The following is an 18,413-nucleotide window of genomic DNA, read 5'->3' on the forward strand; positions in this document are numbered from 1 at the left end:
TCAAAAAAAGGTCATGCAAAACATGACCTTTTTTTGTACTTAAAATACTTCCTCATCCTTCAGTACTAATTCCCTGTTGCTCAGATCACGCTGCTTTCTATACTCTACGCGAAAGCGTATTTTCTCCCCAAACATATTGTCATCAGGGGTGTAATACCGGCCGTCGTAAAAGGTATTTTTATCCGAAGGCAGCTCGCCATGAACCTGGTTGTACTTCTCAATAAACACAGTGAGCGCGTAGTACATACTTTTCCACCATGCCTGATCTTCTTTTGCGCTTCCTCCGCCAGGTAAATGAGAACCTGAATAAGAATGCTTCGAGACATGGACTTTGTAAATATACATCCTGCCTGTTTCTGTATGGAGCATCTTAAATTGGCCCGAAAATCCAGCAGGTCTACCATCCAGAGTTACATTACTGGAAAATATAAGTGTTTTCATTTCTTGTTATATGTTATGAAGGTAAGGTTGAAAGTCAATAAGGCCTATAAGGAAGGGCTGCTGCTGTTTAGATAGCAATTTCTAAGCCAACTTGTCTATTTCCCTACTTTTTCATTAGAAATTTTGGTAGTCATCAGGACTGACGCATGCACATTCACTGGCTTCATCACTTTGGGTCATTCCGTCACCGGTTTGTGCTGGAACAGCTTTTGATAACAGGGCACAACCAAAAAATAAATCACGATGAAGAACGAAACAAATTCAGATCCTAAATTTAAGACAGGTACTCAGCCTAACGCAGAGCCAGCATTGCAGGAGCTATTTCTGGATTGCATAAGAGATATTTTCTGGGCTGAAAACCATTTGGTAAAAACACTACCCAAGATGGTCCAGTCGGCACATTCCGCTGAACTCGCAGATGCAATCGATCTGCATCTTAAACAAACCAAGGTTCACGTCGAGCGTTTGGAGCAGGTTTTTCTACTGTTGGGAAAAGATCCTGTTGCAAAAAAGTGTGATGCAATTGAGGGGATTACCAAAGAAGGTGAAGGCGTTATTGAAAGTACAGATAAGGGTACATTCACCCGGGACATTGGCATCATTTTATCTTCTCAAAAGGTAGAGCACTATGAAATTGCTTCCTATTCGGGACTCATCCGGCTTGCCAATACACTTGGCCACAGCGAAGTCGCTGAAATCCTGCAGCAAACGCTGAGTGAAGAATTGGAAACAGATCAGGTGCTAACAGAAATTGCAACTAACAACACTGCGAAAAAGGCGTCGGAGGAAGCATAATTAAACAATATTAAAAAGCTATGGCCAACAACCAAGATAACCAGAATCAGGGAAATCAACAGCCTGAGAATGACAAAACCAGAGATCTGGCCAGAAACATGGAGGATTCATCAGGGGAGTTAATGAACACCAATACCGGTTTACGCATCAATGACGATCAGAATTCTCTGAAAGCTGGTGAACGCGGTGCATCATTATTGGAAGATTTTATTCTTCGTGAAAAAATTACCCATTTTGATCATGAACGTATCCCGGAACGTGTAGTACATGCAAGAGGATCTGGTGCTCATGGTATTTTCAAGGTATATGAGTCCCTGGATAAATATACCAAAGCGCAGTTTTTAAATGACACGGAAATTGAAACCCCTGTATTTGTGCGCTTTTCGACTGTCGCCGGCTCAAAAGGGTCCACGGATCTTGCCCGGGATGTGAGAGGATTTGCAGTAAAATTCTACACACAGGAAGGCAATTTTGATTTGGTAGGAAACAATATGCCCGTGTTCTTCATACAGGATGCCATGAAGTTTCCGGACCTTGTCCATGCTGTAAAACCAGAGCCTGACAATGAAATGCCGCAAGCTGCCTCGGCACATGATACTTTCTGGGATTTCATTTCCGTAATGCCTGAGTCTGCACATATGATCATGTGGGCAATGAGCGACCGTGGTATTCCACGTAGCTACAGAATGATGGAAGGATTTGGCGTCCATACTTTCAGACTGATCAATGAACAGGGCGAAAGTCACTTTGTGAAGTTCCATTGGAAACCTTTGCTAGGTGTACATTCGGTTGCGTGGGATGAGGCACAGAAAATATCTGGTAAAGATCCCGATTTCCACCGTCGTGATCTATGGGATGCGATTGAGAGTGGGAACTACCCAGAATGGGAACTTGGTCTGCAAATTGTGCCGGAGAGTGACGAATTTAAGTTTGATTTCGACTTACTTGACCCTACCAAAATCATCCCTGAAGAACTTGTGCCGGTTCAACGTGTGGGAAAATTGACGCTAAACCGAAACCCGGAAAACTTCTTTGCTGAAACAGAGCAATCCGCTTTTCATATAGGTCATGTGGTTCCCGGAATTGACTTCACAAATGATCCTTTATTACAAGGACGTTTATTCTCATATACTGATACCCAGTTGATTCGCCTTGGCGGACCTAACTTTCAGGAGATTCCGATTAACAGACCTATTGTTCCTGTACATAATAATCAGCGCGACGGATTCATGCGCCAGACGATTAACCGCGGGAAAGTGAGCTACGGACCAAATTTGCTGAATGATAATTCGCCACGTCAGGCAAAAGCATCTGAGGGTGGATTCACATCTTATCCGGAACGAATTGATGCAAGAAAAATCAGGGCGAGAAGTAAAAGTTTTCTCGATCATTTCAGCCAGGCTCGCTTGTTTTTGAACAGCCAGTCGGAACCGGAAAAAAATCACATCATCGATGCCTTAAGTTTTGAACTGGGTAAGGTGAACTCCAAAGATGTGCGCACAAGAATGTTGGGTGTGCTATCCCTTATCGATAAGAAACTGGCAAGTGAGGTTGCCTTCGCACTCAGACTGCCGGTGCCTGAAGATCCTGAACTTCCTGTAAACTTGAGTTTCCCGGCTGACGCAGACCCCGCTGACTATGATCCGATTATGAAGGATGGCGAAGTGGTAATCTCTGATGCGCTGAGTATGGCCAATACGCCTAAAAACAGTATTGCCACAAGAAAGATCGCATTCTTGGTTGCGGACGGCGTCAGTGCTTCGTCAGTTCATACAGTAAAATCCGTATTGGAAAATGGAGGTGCCATCGTTGAAATGATAGCGCCCCGTCAAAACTATGTCATTTCTGACACGGATGAGCAAATTCCTGTACAACACAGCTATCTCACGGCTGCATCCGTTTTATTTGATGCTGTGTATGTGCCAGGAGGATTGAACAGTGTTGCAACGGTGGAAGCCGAGGCTGCAGCTGTACATTTCCTGAATGAAGCATTTAAACACTGCAAACCAATCGCTGCTGATCTCGAAGCCACACAGGTTTTAGAAGCGACTTATTTTGCCAGAAAATTACCTGACGACTTTACTGAAGAATCTGTATTGCTTGAAGGTGTGGTAGTAAGTGATAATGCTGAAAATCTTGCATCGTTGTTTGCAAAAGCAATTGCTCAACACAGATTCTGGGAACGTGAAGTGCCCAGAAAGGTACCAGCATAAATCAACAAAAACGGGTCGACTTCACAGTTGACCCGTTTTTTATATAAAGATATCATCACATTTAATCCGCCGATAGCAAATCCATGGCTCCTGCATTTCCCTGTTGGGCAGCCAGATCATAAGCAGACAGTCCTCTTACATCAACAATTCCAAGGTCCGCTCCTTTTTCCCGTAGCAGGTGTACCATATTGTTCCTGCCAAACATAGCGGCGAACATCAATGCGGTACCGCCATTACCATGCTGCAGGTCCAGGTCTGCGCCATGCCGAATGAGTTTATTAGCGATTTCATCAAAGCCTTTAAATGCAGCACCCATCAATGCTGTATTACCACCATAGTCTGCAGCGTTGACGTCTGCACCTGCATTCAGTAATAGCTCTACAGCGGCAGGTTGATTATTGTAGCAGGCAATAATTAGAGGTGTATGTCCTTTCTCATCCTGAAGATTTACATCCACTCCTCTGCTGATTAATTCATCGAGTACTTCTGTATTACCCACCCGCGCGGCATGAATAATGACATTTGTATAATTTTCCATGGTCTGATAGGTTTATGATCCATCATCAAACGGCTACGTCACCGCCGATTACAAGTGGCTTACCGCATAAAAAATCATTCCATGCTCGGAATGATTTTTTATGAAGCACGGATCACTAAAAAAGGGGGGTGTGTAGATCACAGTTTCCTATTCAACCAAGCAAAACTTTTTAAATAAAATTCAGGCTATGAAGTTAGTATGTCATTCCGGAAGATGAAGTGAAAGACTGGCAACCACATCATAGCAATTAGTACTAATCCCTCACCAGATCATTTGATCAGTAATAACAACGATGGACAGAAAAATAAAAAATGAAATCCTTGATGCACACGGTTCATCTGATTTAAAGGTCTGCCCCGGCCAACCATATCCTCTAGGGCCGACCTGGGATGGTGTTGGTGTAAACTTTGCTGTGTTCTCAGAGAATGCAGATATGATTGAGCTTTGTCTGTTTGATGAAAACAACGAGGAGTCTGCTAAAATTAAAATTGAAGAAGTTACACATCATATCTGGCACGTTTATGTGCCGGGGCTGAAGCCGGGACAACGTTACGGCTACCGGGCACATGGTCCTCACGATCCAGATAACGGTCACCGGTTCAATCCTGCCAAACTACTTACCGACCCTTATGCAAAAGCACTCACCTATGCACTCACTTGGGATGATTCGCTGTTTGGATACCAGATTGGTCATGAGCAGGAAGATTTGAGTTACAGCTCAGAAGATAGCGGCCCCTTCGTACCCAGATCAATCGTGATCAGCTCTGAATTCGACTGGCAGGGCGACCGTAGGATTAATCGCCCCTATCATGAAACCATCATTTATGAAACACACGTAAAAGGTTTTACGGTATTAAATGAGAAAATACCAGAACAGATAAGAGGTACTTACGCGGGACTTGCACACCTCGAAGTAATTACCTACCTGAAAGAATTAGGCATTACCGCCATTGAACTGCTGCCGGTACATCACTTTGTTAGCGATCGGCATCTGATAGAAAAGGGTTTGAATAATTACTGGGGGTACAATACACTAAGCTTCTTTGCTCCTGATCCCGGATACAGCAGTGACAAGACAGCGGGTGCACAGGTGAACGAATTCAAATACATGGTCAGGGAATTGCACAAAGCGGGCATTGAAGTCATCCTTGATGTCGTGTACAATCACACTGCTGAGGGAAATCATTTGGGTCCGACTCTATCTTTCAAAGGACTGGATAACGCCTCCTACTATCGCCTTGTCGAAAATGAAAAAAAGCAATACATGGACTACACCGGGACGGGGAATACCATTAATGCCCAGCTGCCAAATGTACTTGCACTGATCATGGATAGTCTGAGATATTGGATAACGGAGATGCATGTCGATGGATTCAGGTTTGATCTGGCTGCGGCACTTGCCCGGACATTGCATGAAACGGACACGCTAAGCTCATTTTTTAACATCATATACCAGGACCCTGTCATCTCTCAGGTGAAGCTTATTGCCGAACCATGGGACATTGGCGATCAGGGATATATGGTAGGCAAGTTTCCGGTTGGCTGGGGTGAGTGGAATGGTATGTACAGGGATCATGTTCGGGATTTCTGGCGTGGTGGAGATACTGAAATGACTGAGTTCGCCCAGCGTTTCACCGGAAGCCCTGACCTATACAACAATAGTTATCGCCGCCCTACAGCCAGTATCAACTTTATTACTGCGCACGATGGTTTCACGCTGAATGACCTGGTCAGCTACAACGAGAAACACAATGAAGCAAACGAAGACAATAATACGGATGGAAGTGATGAGAACCATTCCTGGAATTGTGGAGTTGAAGGGCCTACCGACGATCAGGAAATCAATCAGTTGCGCGGCCGGCAAAAACGAAACATGCTCACCACGCTGCTTTTGTCACAAGGCGTTCCGATGATTCTGGCAGGTGATGAATGTTCGAAATCAAAACAAGGAAATAATAATACATACTGTCAGGACAATGAGCTATCGTGGCAAAACTGGGACACAGCAGATCTTGAACTTCTGGAATTCACAAAGGCCCTTATCAAGCTAAGAAAAAACCACCCGACGTTCCAGAGACGCCGGTGGTTCCAGGATTTGCCTGTAAATGGAACTGAGATCAATGACATTATCTGGTTTGCACCGGACGGCAACGCAATCCAGGAAGATAAATGGGGTGATGCAAAAGCGGAAGCATTCGGCGTTTTTCTGAATGGTTTGGGCATCCGCTGCGTGGACCTGAGCGGACAAGTGCTTGCCGATGATCATTTCTACCTCATCTTTAATCCGTCGGGAAATCAGGTCGACTTTACCTTACCAGCCGAAGAATGTGGATCGGGCTGGGGTATGGTGGTTTCAACAAGCGAAAACTTTGTAGGCGAAAAATCCGAAAATTTTGCTCCCGGCAAACAAATTAAACTTGCTGCCCATTCCGTATGTGTATTTCATTGTGCCGCAACAGATTCTAAATTGTAAATGATAGTATGAAAAAGGACGATATAACTCCTGGTGATTTATATAGAATTGTATTTGGTGATGCGCCGGTCATATTTTCCGTTGAAATATTACTTAGGGCTACTGTGATGTACCTGGTCCTGCTAACAGTCGTCAGACTGATGGGAAAAAGAATGGGTGGCCAACTGACTATTTCGGAAATCGCCATCATGGTTACGCTTGGTGCGATTGTGTCACCCGGAATGCAATTACCGCAGACCGGACTTTTACTTTGTGCCATGATTCTGGTATGCGCCCTGGGATTTCAGAGAGGTATCAATTACCTGGAGTTCACATACCGAAAATTCGAAAAACTGAACCACGGCCAATTGAGTATACTTATAAAAAACGGCATACTTCAGCTTGACGAAATGAATAGGACCAAGGTTTCGAAGCAGCAGCTTTTCGCTGTGCTCAGAAGCAAAAAAATCCACAACCTCGGGCAAATCGACCGGGTTTATCTGGAAGCTACGGGACTTTTCAGCATCTATAAGAAAAGTGAACCCAAAGCCGGACTGATCATCTTTCCACCTGCCGATGCGGCAATCGGAGCTTTCCAGCAGGAAGAAGCTGCCAACATCATGGTGTGCTCTAATTGCGGTACTGTTCAGGAAACCCCATCTAAAACCACTGCATGCGATCATTGTCATGCGCAAGAATTAAAAACTGCATACATTATTTCAAAGACATAATTTTTCCCGTTTACCAAAATGAAAAAAGATGATATACAATTTCCTGACTGGCAAAGAATGTTTGTAGGTGATATACCACCTGCATTTTACCTGGAAGTTATCCTTCGGATCGCAGTTATTTATCTTGCCCTGATGATCTCTATGAAACTGATGGGAAAGAGAATGGCATCTCAAATGAGCCGGAGTGAAATGATCGCTATGGTGTCGCTTGCCGCTGCCATCGGGGTGGCTATGCAAACGCCGGAGCGCGGCATACTGGCGATTTTTATCATTGCTGCTGTGGTCATATTTCTCCAGCAGGCCACTGCCTGGCTCTCTTCCAGAAATCAGCAATTTGAGTCAATAGCCCAGGGAAATCTGACAACAATTATTGCGGATAGTCAACTGGTATTGAAAAACATGAAGAGAACCGGCATTACCAGAGAAAGTGCATTCGCTCAGCTGAGAAGTAATGGAATCAGACATCTGGGAGAAGTTAAGCGGCTATATTTTGAAGCAAACGGAGAATTTTCGGTTGTGTTAAACAATGAGAAGAAGCCTGGTTTGTGCATACTTCCAGACATCGATACGGAGTTCATCCAGCACAGTTGCCGCACCGCTGACTTGCTGCTTTGTAGCCGATGCGGGCAGCCTGCGGGCTCAAAGCCACTTTCAGATCCCTGTTGCTATTGTGGTTCGCAGCAAAAAGAGAATGCAGTTCAATAACAATACAAATCATTTATCTGACATGACCATCCACCGTACGATTTTATCAGCCGCACTTATATTGCTCTCATTACCCGGACTTGCCCAATCGAAAATGGCACCGAGGGAAATCAAAGAGAATTTTTGGTATAAAAATGCTTTCATCTATAACCTGGAAATCGGTGTTTTTCAGGACAGCGACGGAGACGGCCGGGGTGATATCAACGGACTGATCCAACGGCTGGATTATCTGAAAATGATGGGTGTGGACGTAATATGGCTGGCACCATTTCAGCCTACTCCCGGTAAGGATGATGGTTATGACGTGGCCGACTATTATGCAGTTGATCCGAAATTAGGTACACTGGGTGACTTTGCCGAATTAGTGCATCAGGTTAAAAAACGTGGCATGCGTGTCATTATGGATCTTGTCATTAATCACACTTCCGATGCGCATCCGTGGTTTGTCAATTCGCGTAGTTCAACAGAGTCGAAATATAGAGATTGGTACATATGGTCAAAGAAAAAACCTGCCGATGCGGAGAAAGGAATGGTATTTCCCGGGGTGCAAAAAGCGGTGTGGTCTTTGGACTCTTCATCCAATGAATATTACTTCCATCGATTTTACGAATTTCAACCAGACCTGAATTTCGCTCATGCAGAAGTAATGAAGGAAATTCAGCGCGTCATAGCTTTCTGGCTCAACCAGGGCATATCCGGTTTCCGTTTGGATGCAGTTCCGTTTATTCTTGAAGTTCCTCATACCGGAACTACCAAGCCCCAACTGGATTTCAGCTTTCTGATGAACCTCAGACAGTTTATTCAATCACGAAGCGCTGATGCAGCCATTTTAGGAGAAGCGAATGTGGATCCCAAAGAGAACGTGGAGTATTTCGGAAAAAATGGAGAAGGTATTCAGATGATGTTTAATTTTTATGCAAATCAGTACCTATTCTACGGCCTTGCTACTTCGGATATTAAACCTCTCAAAGATGCTTTACAAATTACGAGTCAAAAACCGCAAAGCTCGCAGTGGGCAAGCTTTCTGCGCAACCATGATGAAATTGACCTGGGCAGGTTAACGGAAAAACAGCGTCAGAAAGTGTATGAAAAATTTGGTCCGGATCCCGATATGCAGCTTTACGAACGAGGTATCCGACGCAGACTGGCACCGATGCTAGGCAACAACCGGAAGCATATCGAATTGGCATACAGCTTATTGTTTTCGCTACCAGGTGCACCGGTACTTCGCTATGGAGAAGAACTGGGTATGGGCGATGATCTAAGCCTGAAAGAAAGAATATCTGTAAGAACTCCTATGCAGTGGAATACCGAAAAAAATGCAGGATTTACCGAAGCCGATACAGCATTCAGACCAGTTATTGACGATACTGAGTACGGTTTTCATGTTTTGAATGTTGAACAACAATGGCGTGAAAAGACATCATTACTACGTACAATAGCTGAGATGGCACGGATACGCAAATCATGTCCTGAGATTGGCCTGGGTGAATATAAAATCCTGCAAACCGAACCACAGAGTGTGATGGTAACAGAATATAACGACGAAGGAAGAAGGCTGATTATGGTACACAACTTTTCAGATAAGCCTGCTTCTGTCAACTTCAAGGTTCAGGATGCCCGAAAGCTTTATAATTTATGGAATAAAGAGCAGGATGAGACGCTGACTGATTCCAGCGTAAAAATTGACCTTAAAGCTTACGGCTATAAATGGTATCGGGTTGACCAGGTACTACCTTAAGTGGTATTTTTCCCGGGGACTATTCTCTTTGACCTTTAAGAGAATTAATTGAAACAATGATAAGGTAAAGTGATAATCTCCGGGGGTTACTGAAATAAGATCAGGGTTTACATATCCATTGCAATTAAACATGCTGTTCAACCAAATATTGCCTCAGCACATTTTCTAGCCGGCTACGGGTCGAGGGATCGGAACACTCAATCCGAAAACAAATGCCGGATCCGTCATCGCCCGTAATAAAGAGCTGGACCGGATAGTCCTCAAAATTATAACCAAAGACAAAGTCATGCATTTTTCTAAAGTAAGTTGACGGATCGCTATGGTACTTGTTTGTTCTTTTAAATGAATTAATAACTGATACATTTTCCACATGACTAACTTCCAATTGGTTAAAAATCAGCATCGCATTGTAAAAAAAAATACTAAAAACATCATTTTTGATGCTTCTTCGCATTCTTTTTATCAGATTTCTCATCCTTGTCTTTCGAACCGAATACCTTTTGAAGAAGGGTCTTTTTATCTTCGGTTTCCGCTTTTACCGAACCGATGTTAATCTCATTGTCGATCGATGGTTGTAGTGCATGAATAAATGCATTCTGGAGTATGGTGCCGATGGCTACCCACAGATTTGTCGAAGGTGAGTCTAATTTACCTTTAAAAGGAATTTTGGTTGCGACCTGGTCTTTTTTCTGGTTTTCAAAAAGCTCACCCATTCCTCCGGCCACGGCTTCCCATAATTTTTGAAGCAAATTATCCTTTCTGTCCTCTTTTCCGAGTACATCCAGGTTATTAATAACTGGTTTAACATATCCTACAAATGCATTGTCCTTCGCAGCCACTTCCGTGTAGAGGCCAAACCTTCCATCGTTCACATCGATTTTTGCATACGCCTGAAAAAAGTCATTCAATTTGACCAGATTGGTATTCTTCAACTCTGCGCTTACATCAAATGTTGGATTAGCCCCCAGTGGATTTAGCTTTGCATGCAGATCGAAGTTCCCTTCATAAATCATGGCACTTGCATCGATACTGGCGGGAAGTACGGCAGCGGAATCATAACTGTTCTTCAGGTTTTTAGCAGTGACAGATACACGGTTAGCTTCCAGATCTACCCGAGGACTACTCGTATTATCTCTGTATCGAATAATGCCATCTTTGATTGTCAACACGTTAATATCCAAAGGCATAAAACCTTCAAGGACCTTTTTAAAGTCTGCTGAATCTTTTACAACTTCCTTCGGCTCCACTTTGTCTTTTGTAAAAATCAACTCAGGACGATCTATATTTATTTGACTAACGATTGATCCCTTCAGCAGTGCCTTCCATTCAATGGACAGGTCAATTATCTGCGCGGCAAAGAATGGCGTCTGGTTTCCGGTTATTGTGTCCGCTTTGTTCAGGTAAATGCTGTCAATCTTATAAGCGCCGCGGATCAACGCAAGGTCAATGTCTTCTACATGGCCATAATAACCATGCATACCGGCCAGTGTCTTGTTAGCATAATGTAACACTACATAAGGTAGCGCTACCCTTACCAGAATCAAAATGCCAATGATGATCAGCACTGCATTTCTAAATCGCTTTCTTGATTTTGTTTTCATAAATATCGGGCAATGTAAAGGAGCCGGATATAGAAAACATTATGCCACATCCCCGCTTTGAGCAGCTGTCTACAATAGCGACTATGATCACGTTCCGTAAATCATACAAATTTCTGTCTGCAGTGACCTATATACCTGATCGGACTTATCAGTTGGGCAACACTTGCGAAGTTAGGTCATTAGCATGATTTTTGAGCATATCCTTAAGACTATCAAACTTTAAATTGTTTTCAATTATGGCTGACGATAAGACTAAACCGGATAACGAAAACCATAACAAGGTTTCGACAAGCGATGACTATGAGATCAACTATATAGTAAAAAAAATGGGGGTCACTGTAGAACAAGTCAGGGAAGCGATCAAAAATGTGGGAAACCACAGAGAGAGAATAGAAGGATTTCTAGCTAATAAAAAATCATCAACCACCACCTGAAAGTAGAATTATACCTTTGCTGATGGTGGTTCCACTTCATTGATTTTCAAAATCCCCATCCATCCAACTGTGGCACTATACGAAAATCAGGTAAACAGCAGATACAGAAAAACAACAGGCACTCCGTTGCAATGGAGATGCCTGTTGTAAAAAACCAATCTCAGTAATGAGAGCTAAATTCTGTTGTAAAATTTAGTCAGTTCTCTCAACTTGCTGTGGACTGCTTCGTTGAGCTGACCGGGCATGATACGCCAGCTCCAATTTCCCTCTTCTGAACCCGGACTGTTCAGCCTGCTCTTTTCATCCAAATCCAGAATATCCTGCATCGGCAAAATGGCTGTCTGTGCTACAGACCCGTAGGCAGCAGAGCTAAAGAGCCGATTGATATTTTTCTCATTTACTTGCTGACCAAAGTACTTGTTCAGACTTTCAATAACTTGGGAATCAGTCTGCTCTTTCAACCAACCTATAGAGGTGTTGTTATCATGCGTTCCGGAATACACGATGAAGTTTTTATCATAGTTATGCGGAATATGCAGTGCCTTAGCCAATTCCTGACCGAATGCGAACTGTAATACCTTCATTCCGGGTAGTTTAAATTGATCTCTCAGCTCAAAAACATCCGGACTGATTTCACCAAGATCTTCTGCTACGAAAGGCAAATCGCCTAATTGATCACTGATGACTTCAAAAAAGCCAGCTCCGGGACCTGGTAACCACTCCCCGTTTTCTGCTGTTTTTTCATTACCATCCACAGCCCAGTAATCGGCAAAAGCCCGGAAATGATCCAGTCGCACCAGATCGTATATTTCCATATTCCGTTTGAGTCGCGCGGTCCACCATTGATAGTTATCTTTTTTGTGAGCGTCCCAATTGAAAACAGGCATACCCCAGAGTTGCCCACTCTCTGAAAACTGATCTGGTGGCACTCCTGCCTTACTTGTGATATTGCCTTTTTCATCCAGCATAAACAAATCCTGGTGCGCCCATACATCACTCGAATTAGCTCCCACATAAAATGGTATATCTCCAAACAGTTCAATCTCCAGTTTATTGCAATAAACTCTGAGCTGCCGCCATTGCTGATCAAATATATACTGCAGCCACTGGTGATACCGAATCTCATCGGTATGGCTTTCTGCAAATTTGGCAAGTGCCTGCGGATCTAGTTTCCTGAATGACTCATCCCATTCTGTCCAGGGCTTATCCTCAAACTTTGTCCTGAGCGCTACAAACATAGCGTGATCATGCAGCCAGTCATCGTTCAGTTTGCAAAATTCTTCAAATTCATCTTCTGACCTATGATCTGACTGTCTGCTGAAATTATCGTAAGCCATTTTGAGCAACTGTTCCTTGCTTTCTTGCACGTTCAGGTAATCGGTACAGTCACTACATTCCATTCTGTAAGCCTGCAAGTCATCATAGCGAAGCCATCCCTGCTCCTGCAATAGTTCAGGACTGATCAGCATCGGCTCTGCAGCCATGCTCGACAACGAGCTATAAGGAGAAAATCCCTGCTTTGAATCCACCGGATTGACCGGCAACATTTGCCAGATTTTCTGATAACCCATATACAGAAAGTCAGCGAACCGGTAAGCTTCCGGGCCAATATCGCCTATTCCGAAGGCCGATGGCAATGATGTGATATGAGCGAGTACACCCGCCTTCCTCGAGCTGGGCGGCTGTGTACCTGTCAGGATTACGGCAGGCAAATCAGTGAATACATCCTGAACCGCTATATCGTTTTCAAATTTATCCTGTTGCCCAGTCAAAACATTCGTCCATTGTTTATCCAGGAAATCAGGCATGACAATTTTTGTTGATTGCCAATCCAAATTCAGTATATCTGTGTTTTGCTTCTCACAGAGCAGTGCGGTGTGCAATGGAATAGCTACCAACATAACCTGACTCCGGTGTACACGATAAAAAGCAAAAACATGTTTCTTAAGCGGTCCTTTGACTTCCAAGGGTGTATAATCCGCATATTGAAAAAACTCAGCATGCTCTCTGCGGTACCTGAACAACTGATTGGTCATCCATAATTTGATATGTCCATTGGTTCTTTGCTCCCACAATTCCCGGTGAAGTTTACCCGAGTCTGCACTTTCAAAACCATCCAGTATTTCCTGGCGCAGACTGTAATCTACCGGTCTTCTGTTATCGGGATCAACCAGGCTTAAATCCCAAAGTTCAGTACCCTGGTATACATCAGGAATACCCGGACACGTAAATTTCAGAATAAGCTGTGCAATCGAATTATTGATTGCATAGTTAGAAATTTTGTCATGAAAAGGTTTAATGCTTTGCCAAAATTCCCCTTCCTGGTTCAATAGCTTTGCAGCAAAATCCTGACTGCCCTTTTCATAAGCTTCGTTCGGCTCCGTCCATGTTGTTTTTCTCTTTGCTTCTCTGAACGCTTTTTCAAGATACGCCGACAGCCTCTTGGCAAAATCATCATCTGCTTCACCCGGCATAGGAAAAGCACCGACAATTGTTTGGTAGATCAGGTATTGATCATTGCGGTCGGGAGCAGATATCTGATCATGCATGGCCATCCATTCATTCACTTTCTTAAACCACAATTCCGGTACATCAGTCAATACATTCAATCTCGCTCTGACGTCCTCACCGCGTTTGGTATCGTGCGTGGATGTTGTATTCATCGTCAAAGGCCAATGCTTTTGCCGGAGTATCATGCTGTGATGAAACGCTTCAGGAGATATGCCGAAACTTTCCACCGATCCGCCGACGTCATTGTTTCCGATAAAACGATTGTAGGTATACATCAAAGTATCCTCTACACCCTTGGCCATTAGCGGTCCTGAGAATTGCATGCAGCGTTGGTAAAACTCCTGTACTCTTTCGCAATAGTCTCTGTCAGCTTCAATGGGTCTGACCAGTAATACATCTTCCAGTACTTTCACGGCCGCTGCAGATTCGGGATATGCCAGTATCAGACTATTGAGCAGATCGGCAACTTCTTTGGCCTCATCCTCCTGTAACGGGAAATGATTACCATAAAAACGGTACACAGGAAAAAAAATCAGAAACTCTCCAAGCATATACCGCAGATTCTCCGGTCCTACTTCGCCAAGCCTTTCTTCGTCTACCAGTTTGAGTTTCAGTAGAAGCTGGAAAAGATTCTGATACTCGCCACCCATGTGGTCGTAGAGAATCAATCTTTTCTTTTCCAAGAGGCTCTCCGATGCAGGCATATCACTATCTGTAATGTTTTGGTAAAACTCAGTAAAACTTTTTTCTGCATCAGTATTGGTAAAAAGGCTATTGACCTTAGCCAGAAAGTCATATCCTGAAGTACCCTGAACGGGCCAGTCGGTTGGGAGCTGCTCATCAGACTCCAATATCTTTTCTACGCTGATGTACGTATCATTTCCACTAACATCACGTAGCTTCTGAAGGTACTTTTTAGGATCATATAACCCATCGACATGATCTATCCGTAGTCCCTGAAAAACACCTTTACCAACCAGATGCGAAATCAGCTCATGATAAGCCTCAAATACAGCTTCATTTTGTATGTTCAGACAAATCAGATCATTGACTGTAAAGAACCGTCTGAAATTGATTTCCTGATCGGTCGTCGACGAACTGCAAAGCACGTAATACTGCTGATTGGCCAACGAATTTAATTTTTCCGGATCGGCATTCCATTTTGCGATTTCTGCATGAAGTAGCTTATCAAGCCCACCTGCATTCTCAAACCAGGACTGTATTTGTTTCCATTTCTGAGTGTAAGCATCAGGTTCTTCAATATGCCGCAGCTCCTGTAGGAATGCAATGATCGGCTCCAAATTTTCCTGCTTTTCTGGATGTGCCGCCTTCAATAAGGTTAAATAAGAATCAGCACAGACCGGGAATAAAGAATCCATGTAATTCAAATACATCCGCTTTCCATCTACCGAAATAATCAGATTCCCCTGATCAATTTCCTGATCCAAATCAGATGCCATGAAAGGAACCATCATTTTGCCATCGAACAATTTGCTTACAAGGCTGATATCAAAAAACTGAATAAATAACGAACGCTCTCCTTTTTCGAGCACGTCCATCAACCAGCGATTGGAGGGATGAAAAGCCATGTGGTTAGGTACAATGTCCTGAAGCCACCCAATATGCCGTTCCTGCAAAGCCTTTGCCAGCTTTTGAAGCTTCTCAATACCGCCAATCTGCGGATTAATAACGGTTGGATTAATCCCGTCATAGCCATGCATACTATCAGCTACTGCTTCAAAAACCGGGGATGCATAAAGTGTACCAATACCCAGCTGTTCCAGATAAGAAACCAGCTTTTCGGCATGTTCAAAAGTAAAATCCTTATGAAATTGAAAACGGTAAGTTGAGTTAATCGTATTCATCGTTTGTTAGTGTAAAGTGTAACGGATTCAGCAGGTAAGATCAGCTCCGAAAGATGCGATATCTCCACAGACATCTCCTGCACGCCTCCCCATTCCGGATCGGAGGAAGCAATTAGTTTTGTCCAATTAGTGGCATCATGTTCAATGGATATAGTCTTAGGCTGGTCTGAAAAATTCATCAGGCAAAGCACCTGTTCTTCTTTGTGGCTTCGAAGAAGTACCAAAGTCTGATCTTCTGAGTCAGTCTGCATGACACGTAAATCATCTCTGTTCAAATTCCTCAGCGCATTGTCTGACTTGCGAATGGCAATCAATTCCTTATAAAACCTCAGGATTGTTTTGTGCTTGTCCTGTTCAGGAAGTTCCCATTGCAATTTCGAATTTTTAAAAGTGTCTTCTCCGGCAGGATCAGGTACCTGCTGATCAGTGTGAAAATCACCGAACTCTTTCTTGCGCCCGTCGCGGACCATCTGCACAAGTTGCGGATCAGTATGACTGATAAAATACTGAAAACGGTTCGTTTCTGCATATTCCTCGCCCATAAAAAGCATAGGTAAATATGGACTTACGAACACCGACCCTGCCATGAGTTTAAGCATTTCAAAACTTACAAGTTCACTCGTGCGCTCGCCAAGCATCCGGTTACCCACCTGATCGTGATTCTGAGAGAAAACGACAAACTGTTTTCCCTCGTTGGTTTTTGCCTTGACACCAAAAGTCTTTTTTCTATGCTCTGAATATTGTCCGTCATATACATAAGCATCGTTATATGCTTTTGCAAGTGAATCTATACTATGAAAATCAGAATAGTAGCCGATTTTCTTCTGTCCGGATGTGACCCTTAACGCATGATGAAATTCATCTATCCATTGTCCATCCATGCCATATCCCCTCTCTGCTAACGGCGTAATGTAGCAGTCATCGTTCAAATCCAGTTCTACGATCATATAATGCTTCCGACCGGTACTCTTTTCCAGCAGATCGACCTGCTCACGAATTTCTTTGAGGATATGAACAGGACTGAAATCTTTGATCGCATGCACCGCATCCAACCTTAAAGCATCAATATGAAAATCACGGAACCACATCAGTGCGTTTTGTATGAAATACTGCCGCACCGGATCGCAGAAAGCGTCATCGAAGTTGATGGCATTACCCCATGGCGTTGAGTACTTATCTGTAAAATACGGTCCGAATTCTGCAAGAATATTACCCTCAGGACCTACGTGGTTGTAAACTACATCAAGAATCACGGCCAATCCTTTCTGATGGCAGATATCCACGAGCCTTTGCAAACCAGCAGCTGAGCCGTAAGAATTTTGTACACAGAAGGGAAAAACGCCATCATATCCCCAGTTCCGCTCACCTGCAAACTGACTCACAGGCATGATCTCAATGGCGGTTATACCAAGATCGACCAAATAGTCGAGCTTTTGTTCTATTCCTTTAAAGGTTCCCTCTTGTGTAAAAGTGCCGGTGTGTAATTCGTAGATCAGGTAGTTTTGCAAATCCTTATTTTCCCATTGCTGATCGTTCCATGGATAAGCTTTCAGGTCGGTTGCCTGCGAAGGGCCATAAATACCAGTCGGCTGGCTTAAAGATGCAGGATCTGGCAACTGCTTACCTTGGTTAAGCCTGAAAAAATATTCATCTCCCGGTTTCAGCGCTTCTGTGTCCAAACGCCAAAAGCCCAGAGAATCTGATTGCAGCGATAAATACGCATTTTGGGAAACAATATAAAGTTCTGCTTTCTCTGCCTGTGGCGCCCATAAGGAAATTGCTGCGCGACCATTAGAATCAAAGCTGACCCCTACCTGATTAGAAGATAAATAACTGTTAATCATTACATTCAATAGATTTTAGTTTAAGATGAGCCATTATTTGTTTTAACCTCACCAGCAAATCCTGATGGATTGAAACTTTTTCACTTTACAATAGGTATACCGTCGATGTATAAAAGCATTCTCGATGCCGGCAATAGCAAAAAATGATCCAGAAAGTAGCATGGAAGTATTCGGTAAAGGAAAAGAATACGGAAACCAGTTCGATAGAGTCTCCGAGGTAAGTAGCGTTATGCTTTTATGAATGATAACCTGATGCTATCCGGAACGGAAAGAATTCGATGTACATCTGTTAGGAAAGCAGGCGCTTAGATGTGTCGTATTATGTCATAGGGGATAATGGACGAGATAATTGCCATTTAGAAAAGGATAACCATTGACATAAGGCTCATCAGATTTTGAAAACCAGCTTTTCTTAACAGTTTTTAAAACTCACAGACTTGGATTGCGTAAAGCGAGTTCAGTCGCTAAAAACTGACTCATTTTGGGTTCTGAATATGGTTAGGCGGTACTGATAAAAAAGAAAAATAGTGAGGGGTACAACT

Annotated in this window: 12 protein-coding genes; 7 read left to right on the forward strand and 5 right to left on the reverse strand. The window is 43.4% G+C overall.

Annotation, left to right across the window (positions count from 1 at the left end):
- Window positions 1-39: 39 nt before the first annotated feature.
- Complete coding sequence (locus AC1XUE_RS04655; protein ID WP_483354765.1) at window positions 40-441, reverse strand: hypothetical protein; 402 nt, start codon at window positions 439-441, stop codon at window positions 40-42.
- A 243-nt stretch (window positions 442-684) separates the two neighbouring features.
- On the opposite strand from AC1XUE_RS04655, the gene AC1XUE_RS04660 reads away from it, so the two are divergent.
- Both AC1XUE_RS04660 and AC1XUE_RS04665 read left to right on the forward strand, forming a co-directional pair.
- Window positions 685-1,236: a YciE/YciF ferroxidase family protein gene (locus tag AC1XUE_RS04660; RefSeq protein ID WP_483354766.1), complete on the forward strand. Its 552-nt coding sequence runs from the start codon at window positions 685-687 to the stop codon at window positions 1,234-1,236.
- Window positions 1,237-1,256: 20 nt separating this feature from the next.
- A complete protein-coding gene (locus tag AC1XUE_RS04665) occupies window positions 1,257-3,449 on the forward strand; it encodes a catalase (RefSeq protein WP_483354767.1) in 2,193 nt (730 codons plus the stop codon).
- A gap of 61 nt (window positions 3,450-3,510) precedes the next feature.
- On the opposite strand, the gene AC1XUE_RS04670 is transcribed toward AC1XUE_RS04665, so the two are convergent.
- Window positions 3,511-3,987, reverse strand: coding sequence for an ankyrin repeat domain-containing protein (locus tag AC1XUE_RS04670; protein WP_483354768.1), 477 nt, complete (start codon window positions 3,985-3,987; stop codon window positions 3,511-3,513).
- Window positions 3,988-4,279: 292 nt separating this feature from the next.
- On the opposite strand from AC1XUE_RS04670, the gene glgX reads away from it, so the two are divergent.
- The 4 genes from glgX to AC1XUE_RS04690 are packed head-to-tail and all read left to right on the forward strand — an operon-like array spanning window position 4,280 to window position 9,616.
- Window positions 4,280-6,460 carry a glycogen debranching protein GlgX gene (glgX, locus tag AC1XUE_RS04675; protein ID WP_483354769.1) on the forward strand — a complete coding sequence of 727 codons (2,181 nt, stop codon included), beginning with the start codon at window positions 4,280-4,282 and terminating at the stop codon, window positions 6,458-6,460.
- Window positions 6,461-6,468: 8 nt separating this feature from the next.
- Window positions 6,469-7,170: a DUF421 domain-containing protein gene (locus AC1XUE_RS04680; RefSeq protein ID WP_483354770.1), complete on the forward strand. Its 702-nt coding sequence runs from the start codon at window positions 6,469-6,471 to the stop codon at window positions 7,168-7,170.
- Window positions 7,171-7,188: 18 nt separating this feature from the next.
- Complete coding sequence (locus AC1XUE_RS04685) at window positions 7,189-7,875, forward strand: DUF421 domain-containing protein (protein WP_483354771.1); 687 nt, start codon at window positions 7,189-7,191, stop codon at window positions 7,873-7,875.
- Window positions 7,862-9,616 carry an alpha-amylase family protein gene (locus tag AC1XUE_RS04690; protein WP_483354772.1) on the forward strand — a complete coding sequence of 585 codons (1,755 nt, stop codon included), beginning with the start codon at window positions 7,862-7,864 and terminating at the stop codon, window positions 9,614-9,616. Before AC1XUE_RS04685 ends, AC1XUE_RS04690 begins: the two co-directional genes overlap by 14 nt.
- A gap of 431 nt (window positions 9,617-10,047) precedes the next feature.
- Here AC1XUE_RS04690 and AC1XUE_RS04695 read toward each other — a convergent pair whose 3' ends face one another.
- Entirely contained in the window at window positions 10,048-11,217 is a 1,170-nt protein-coding gene (locus AC1XUE_RS04695) for a DUF748 domain-containing protein (protein WP_483354773.1), read from the reverse strand.
- Window positions 11,218-11,453: 236 nt separating this feature from the next.
- Here AC1XUE_RS04695 and AC1XUE_RS04700 point away from each other — a divergent pair, with 236 nt between their 5' ends.
- Window positions 11,454-11,651, forward strand: coding sequence for a DUF3606 domain-containing protein (locus AC1XUE_RS04700; protein WP_483354774.1), 198 nt, complete (start codon window positions 11,454-11,456; stop codon window positions 11,649-11,651).
- A gap of 173 nt (window positions 11,652-11,824) precedes the next feature.
- Here AC1XUE_RS04700 and treY read toward each other — a convergent pair whose 3' ends face one another.
- Window positions 11,825-16,027 (reverse strand): malto-oligosyltrehalose synthase, encoded by a 4,203-nt coding sequence (gene treY, locus AC1XUE_RS04705; protein ID WP_483354775.1) that lies wholly within the window; start codon window positions 16,025-16,027, stop codon window positions 11,825-11,827.
- On the reverse strand, window positions 16,024-17,871 hold the full coding sequence (treZ, locus tag AC1XUE_RS04710) for a malto-oligosyltrehalose trehalohydrolase (RefSeq protein ID WP_483354776.1): 1,848 nt from the start codon (window positions 17,869-17,871) through the stop codon (window positions 16,024-16,026). Before treZ ends, treY begins: the two co-directional genes overlap by 4 nt.
- Window positions 17,872-18,413 lie beyond the last annotated feature (542 nt).

The sequence above is a fragment of the Dyadobacter sp. HNCC25DJ187 genome, from assembly GCF_056895255.1.

What these genes read in the sequence shown, in the direction of transcription:
- AC1XUE_RS04655 (WP_483354765.1), bottom strand. Translation starts at nt 441, where the DNA reads ATGAAAACACTTATATTTTCCAGTAATGTAACTCTGGATGGTAGACCT.
- AC1XUE_RS04660 (WP_483354766.1), top strand. Translation starts at nt 685, where the DNA reads ATGAAGAACGAAACAAATTCAGATCCTAAATTTAAGACAGGTACTCAG.
- AC1XUE_RS04665 (WP_483354767.1), top strand. Translation starts at nt 1,257, where the DNA reads ATGGCCAACAACCAAGATAACCAGAATCAGGGAAATCAACAGCCTGAG.
- AC1XUE_RS04670 (WP_483354768.1), bottom strand. Translation starts at nt 3,987, where the DNA reads ATGGAAAATTATACAAATGTCATTATTCATGCCGCGCGGGTGGGTAAT.
- glgX (WP_483354769.1), top strand. Translation starts at nt 4,280, where the DNA reads ATGGACAGAAAAATAAAAAATGAAATCCTTGATGCACACGGTTCATCT.
- AC1XUE_RS04680 (WP_483354770.1), top strand. Translation starts at nt 6,469, where the DNA reads ATGAAAAAGGACGATATAACTCCTGGTGATTTATATAGAATTGTATTT.
- AC1XUE_RS04685 (WP_483354771.1), top strand. Translation starts at nt 7,189, where the DNA reads ATGAAAAAAGATGATATACAATTTCCTGACTGGCAAAGAATGTTTGTA.
- AC1XUE_RS04690 (WP_483354772.1), top strand. Translation starts at nt 7,862, where the DNA reads ATGCAGTTCAATAACAATACAAATCATTTATCTGACATGACCATCCAC.
- AC1XUE_RS04695 (WP_483354773.1), bottom strand. Translation starts at nt 11,217, where the DNA reads ATGAAAACAAAATCAAGAAAGCGATTTAGAAATGCAGTGCTGATCATC.
- AC1XUE_RS04700 (WP_483354774.1), top strand. Translation starts at nt 11,454, where the DNA reads ATGGCTGACGATAAGACTAAACCGGATAACGAAAACCATAACAAGGTT.
- treY (WP_483354775.1), bottom strand. Translation starts at nt 16,027, where the DNA reads ATGAATACGATTAACTCAACTTACCGTTTTCAATTTCATAAGGATTTT.
- treZ (WP_483354776.1), bottom strand. Translation starts at nt 17,871, where the DNA reads ATGATTAACAGTTATTTATCTTCTAATCAGGTAGGGGTCAGCTTTGAT.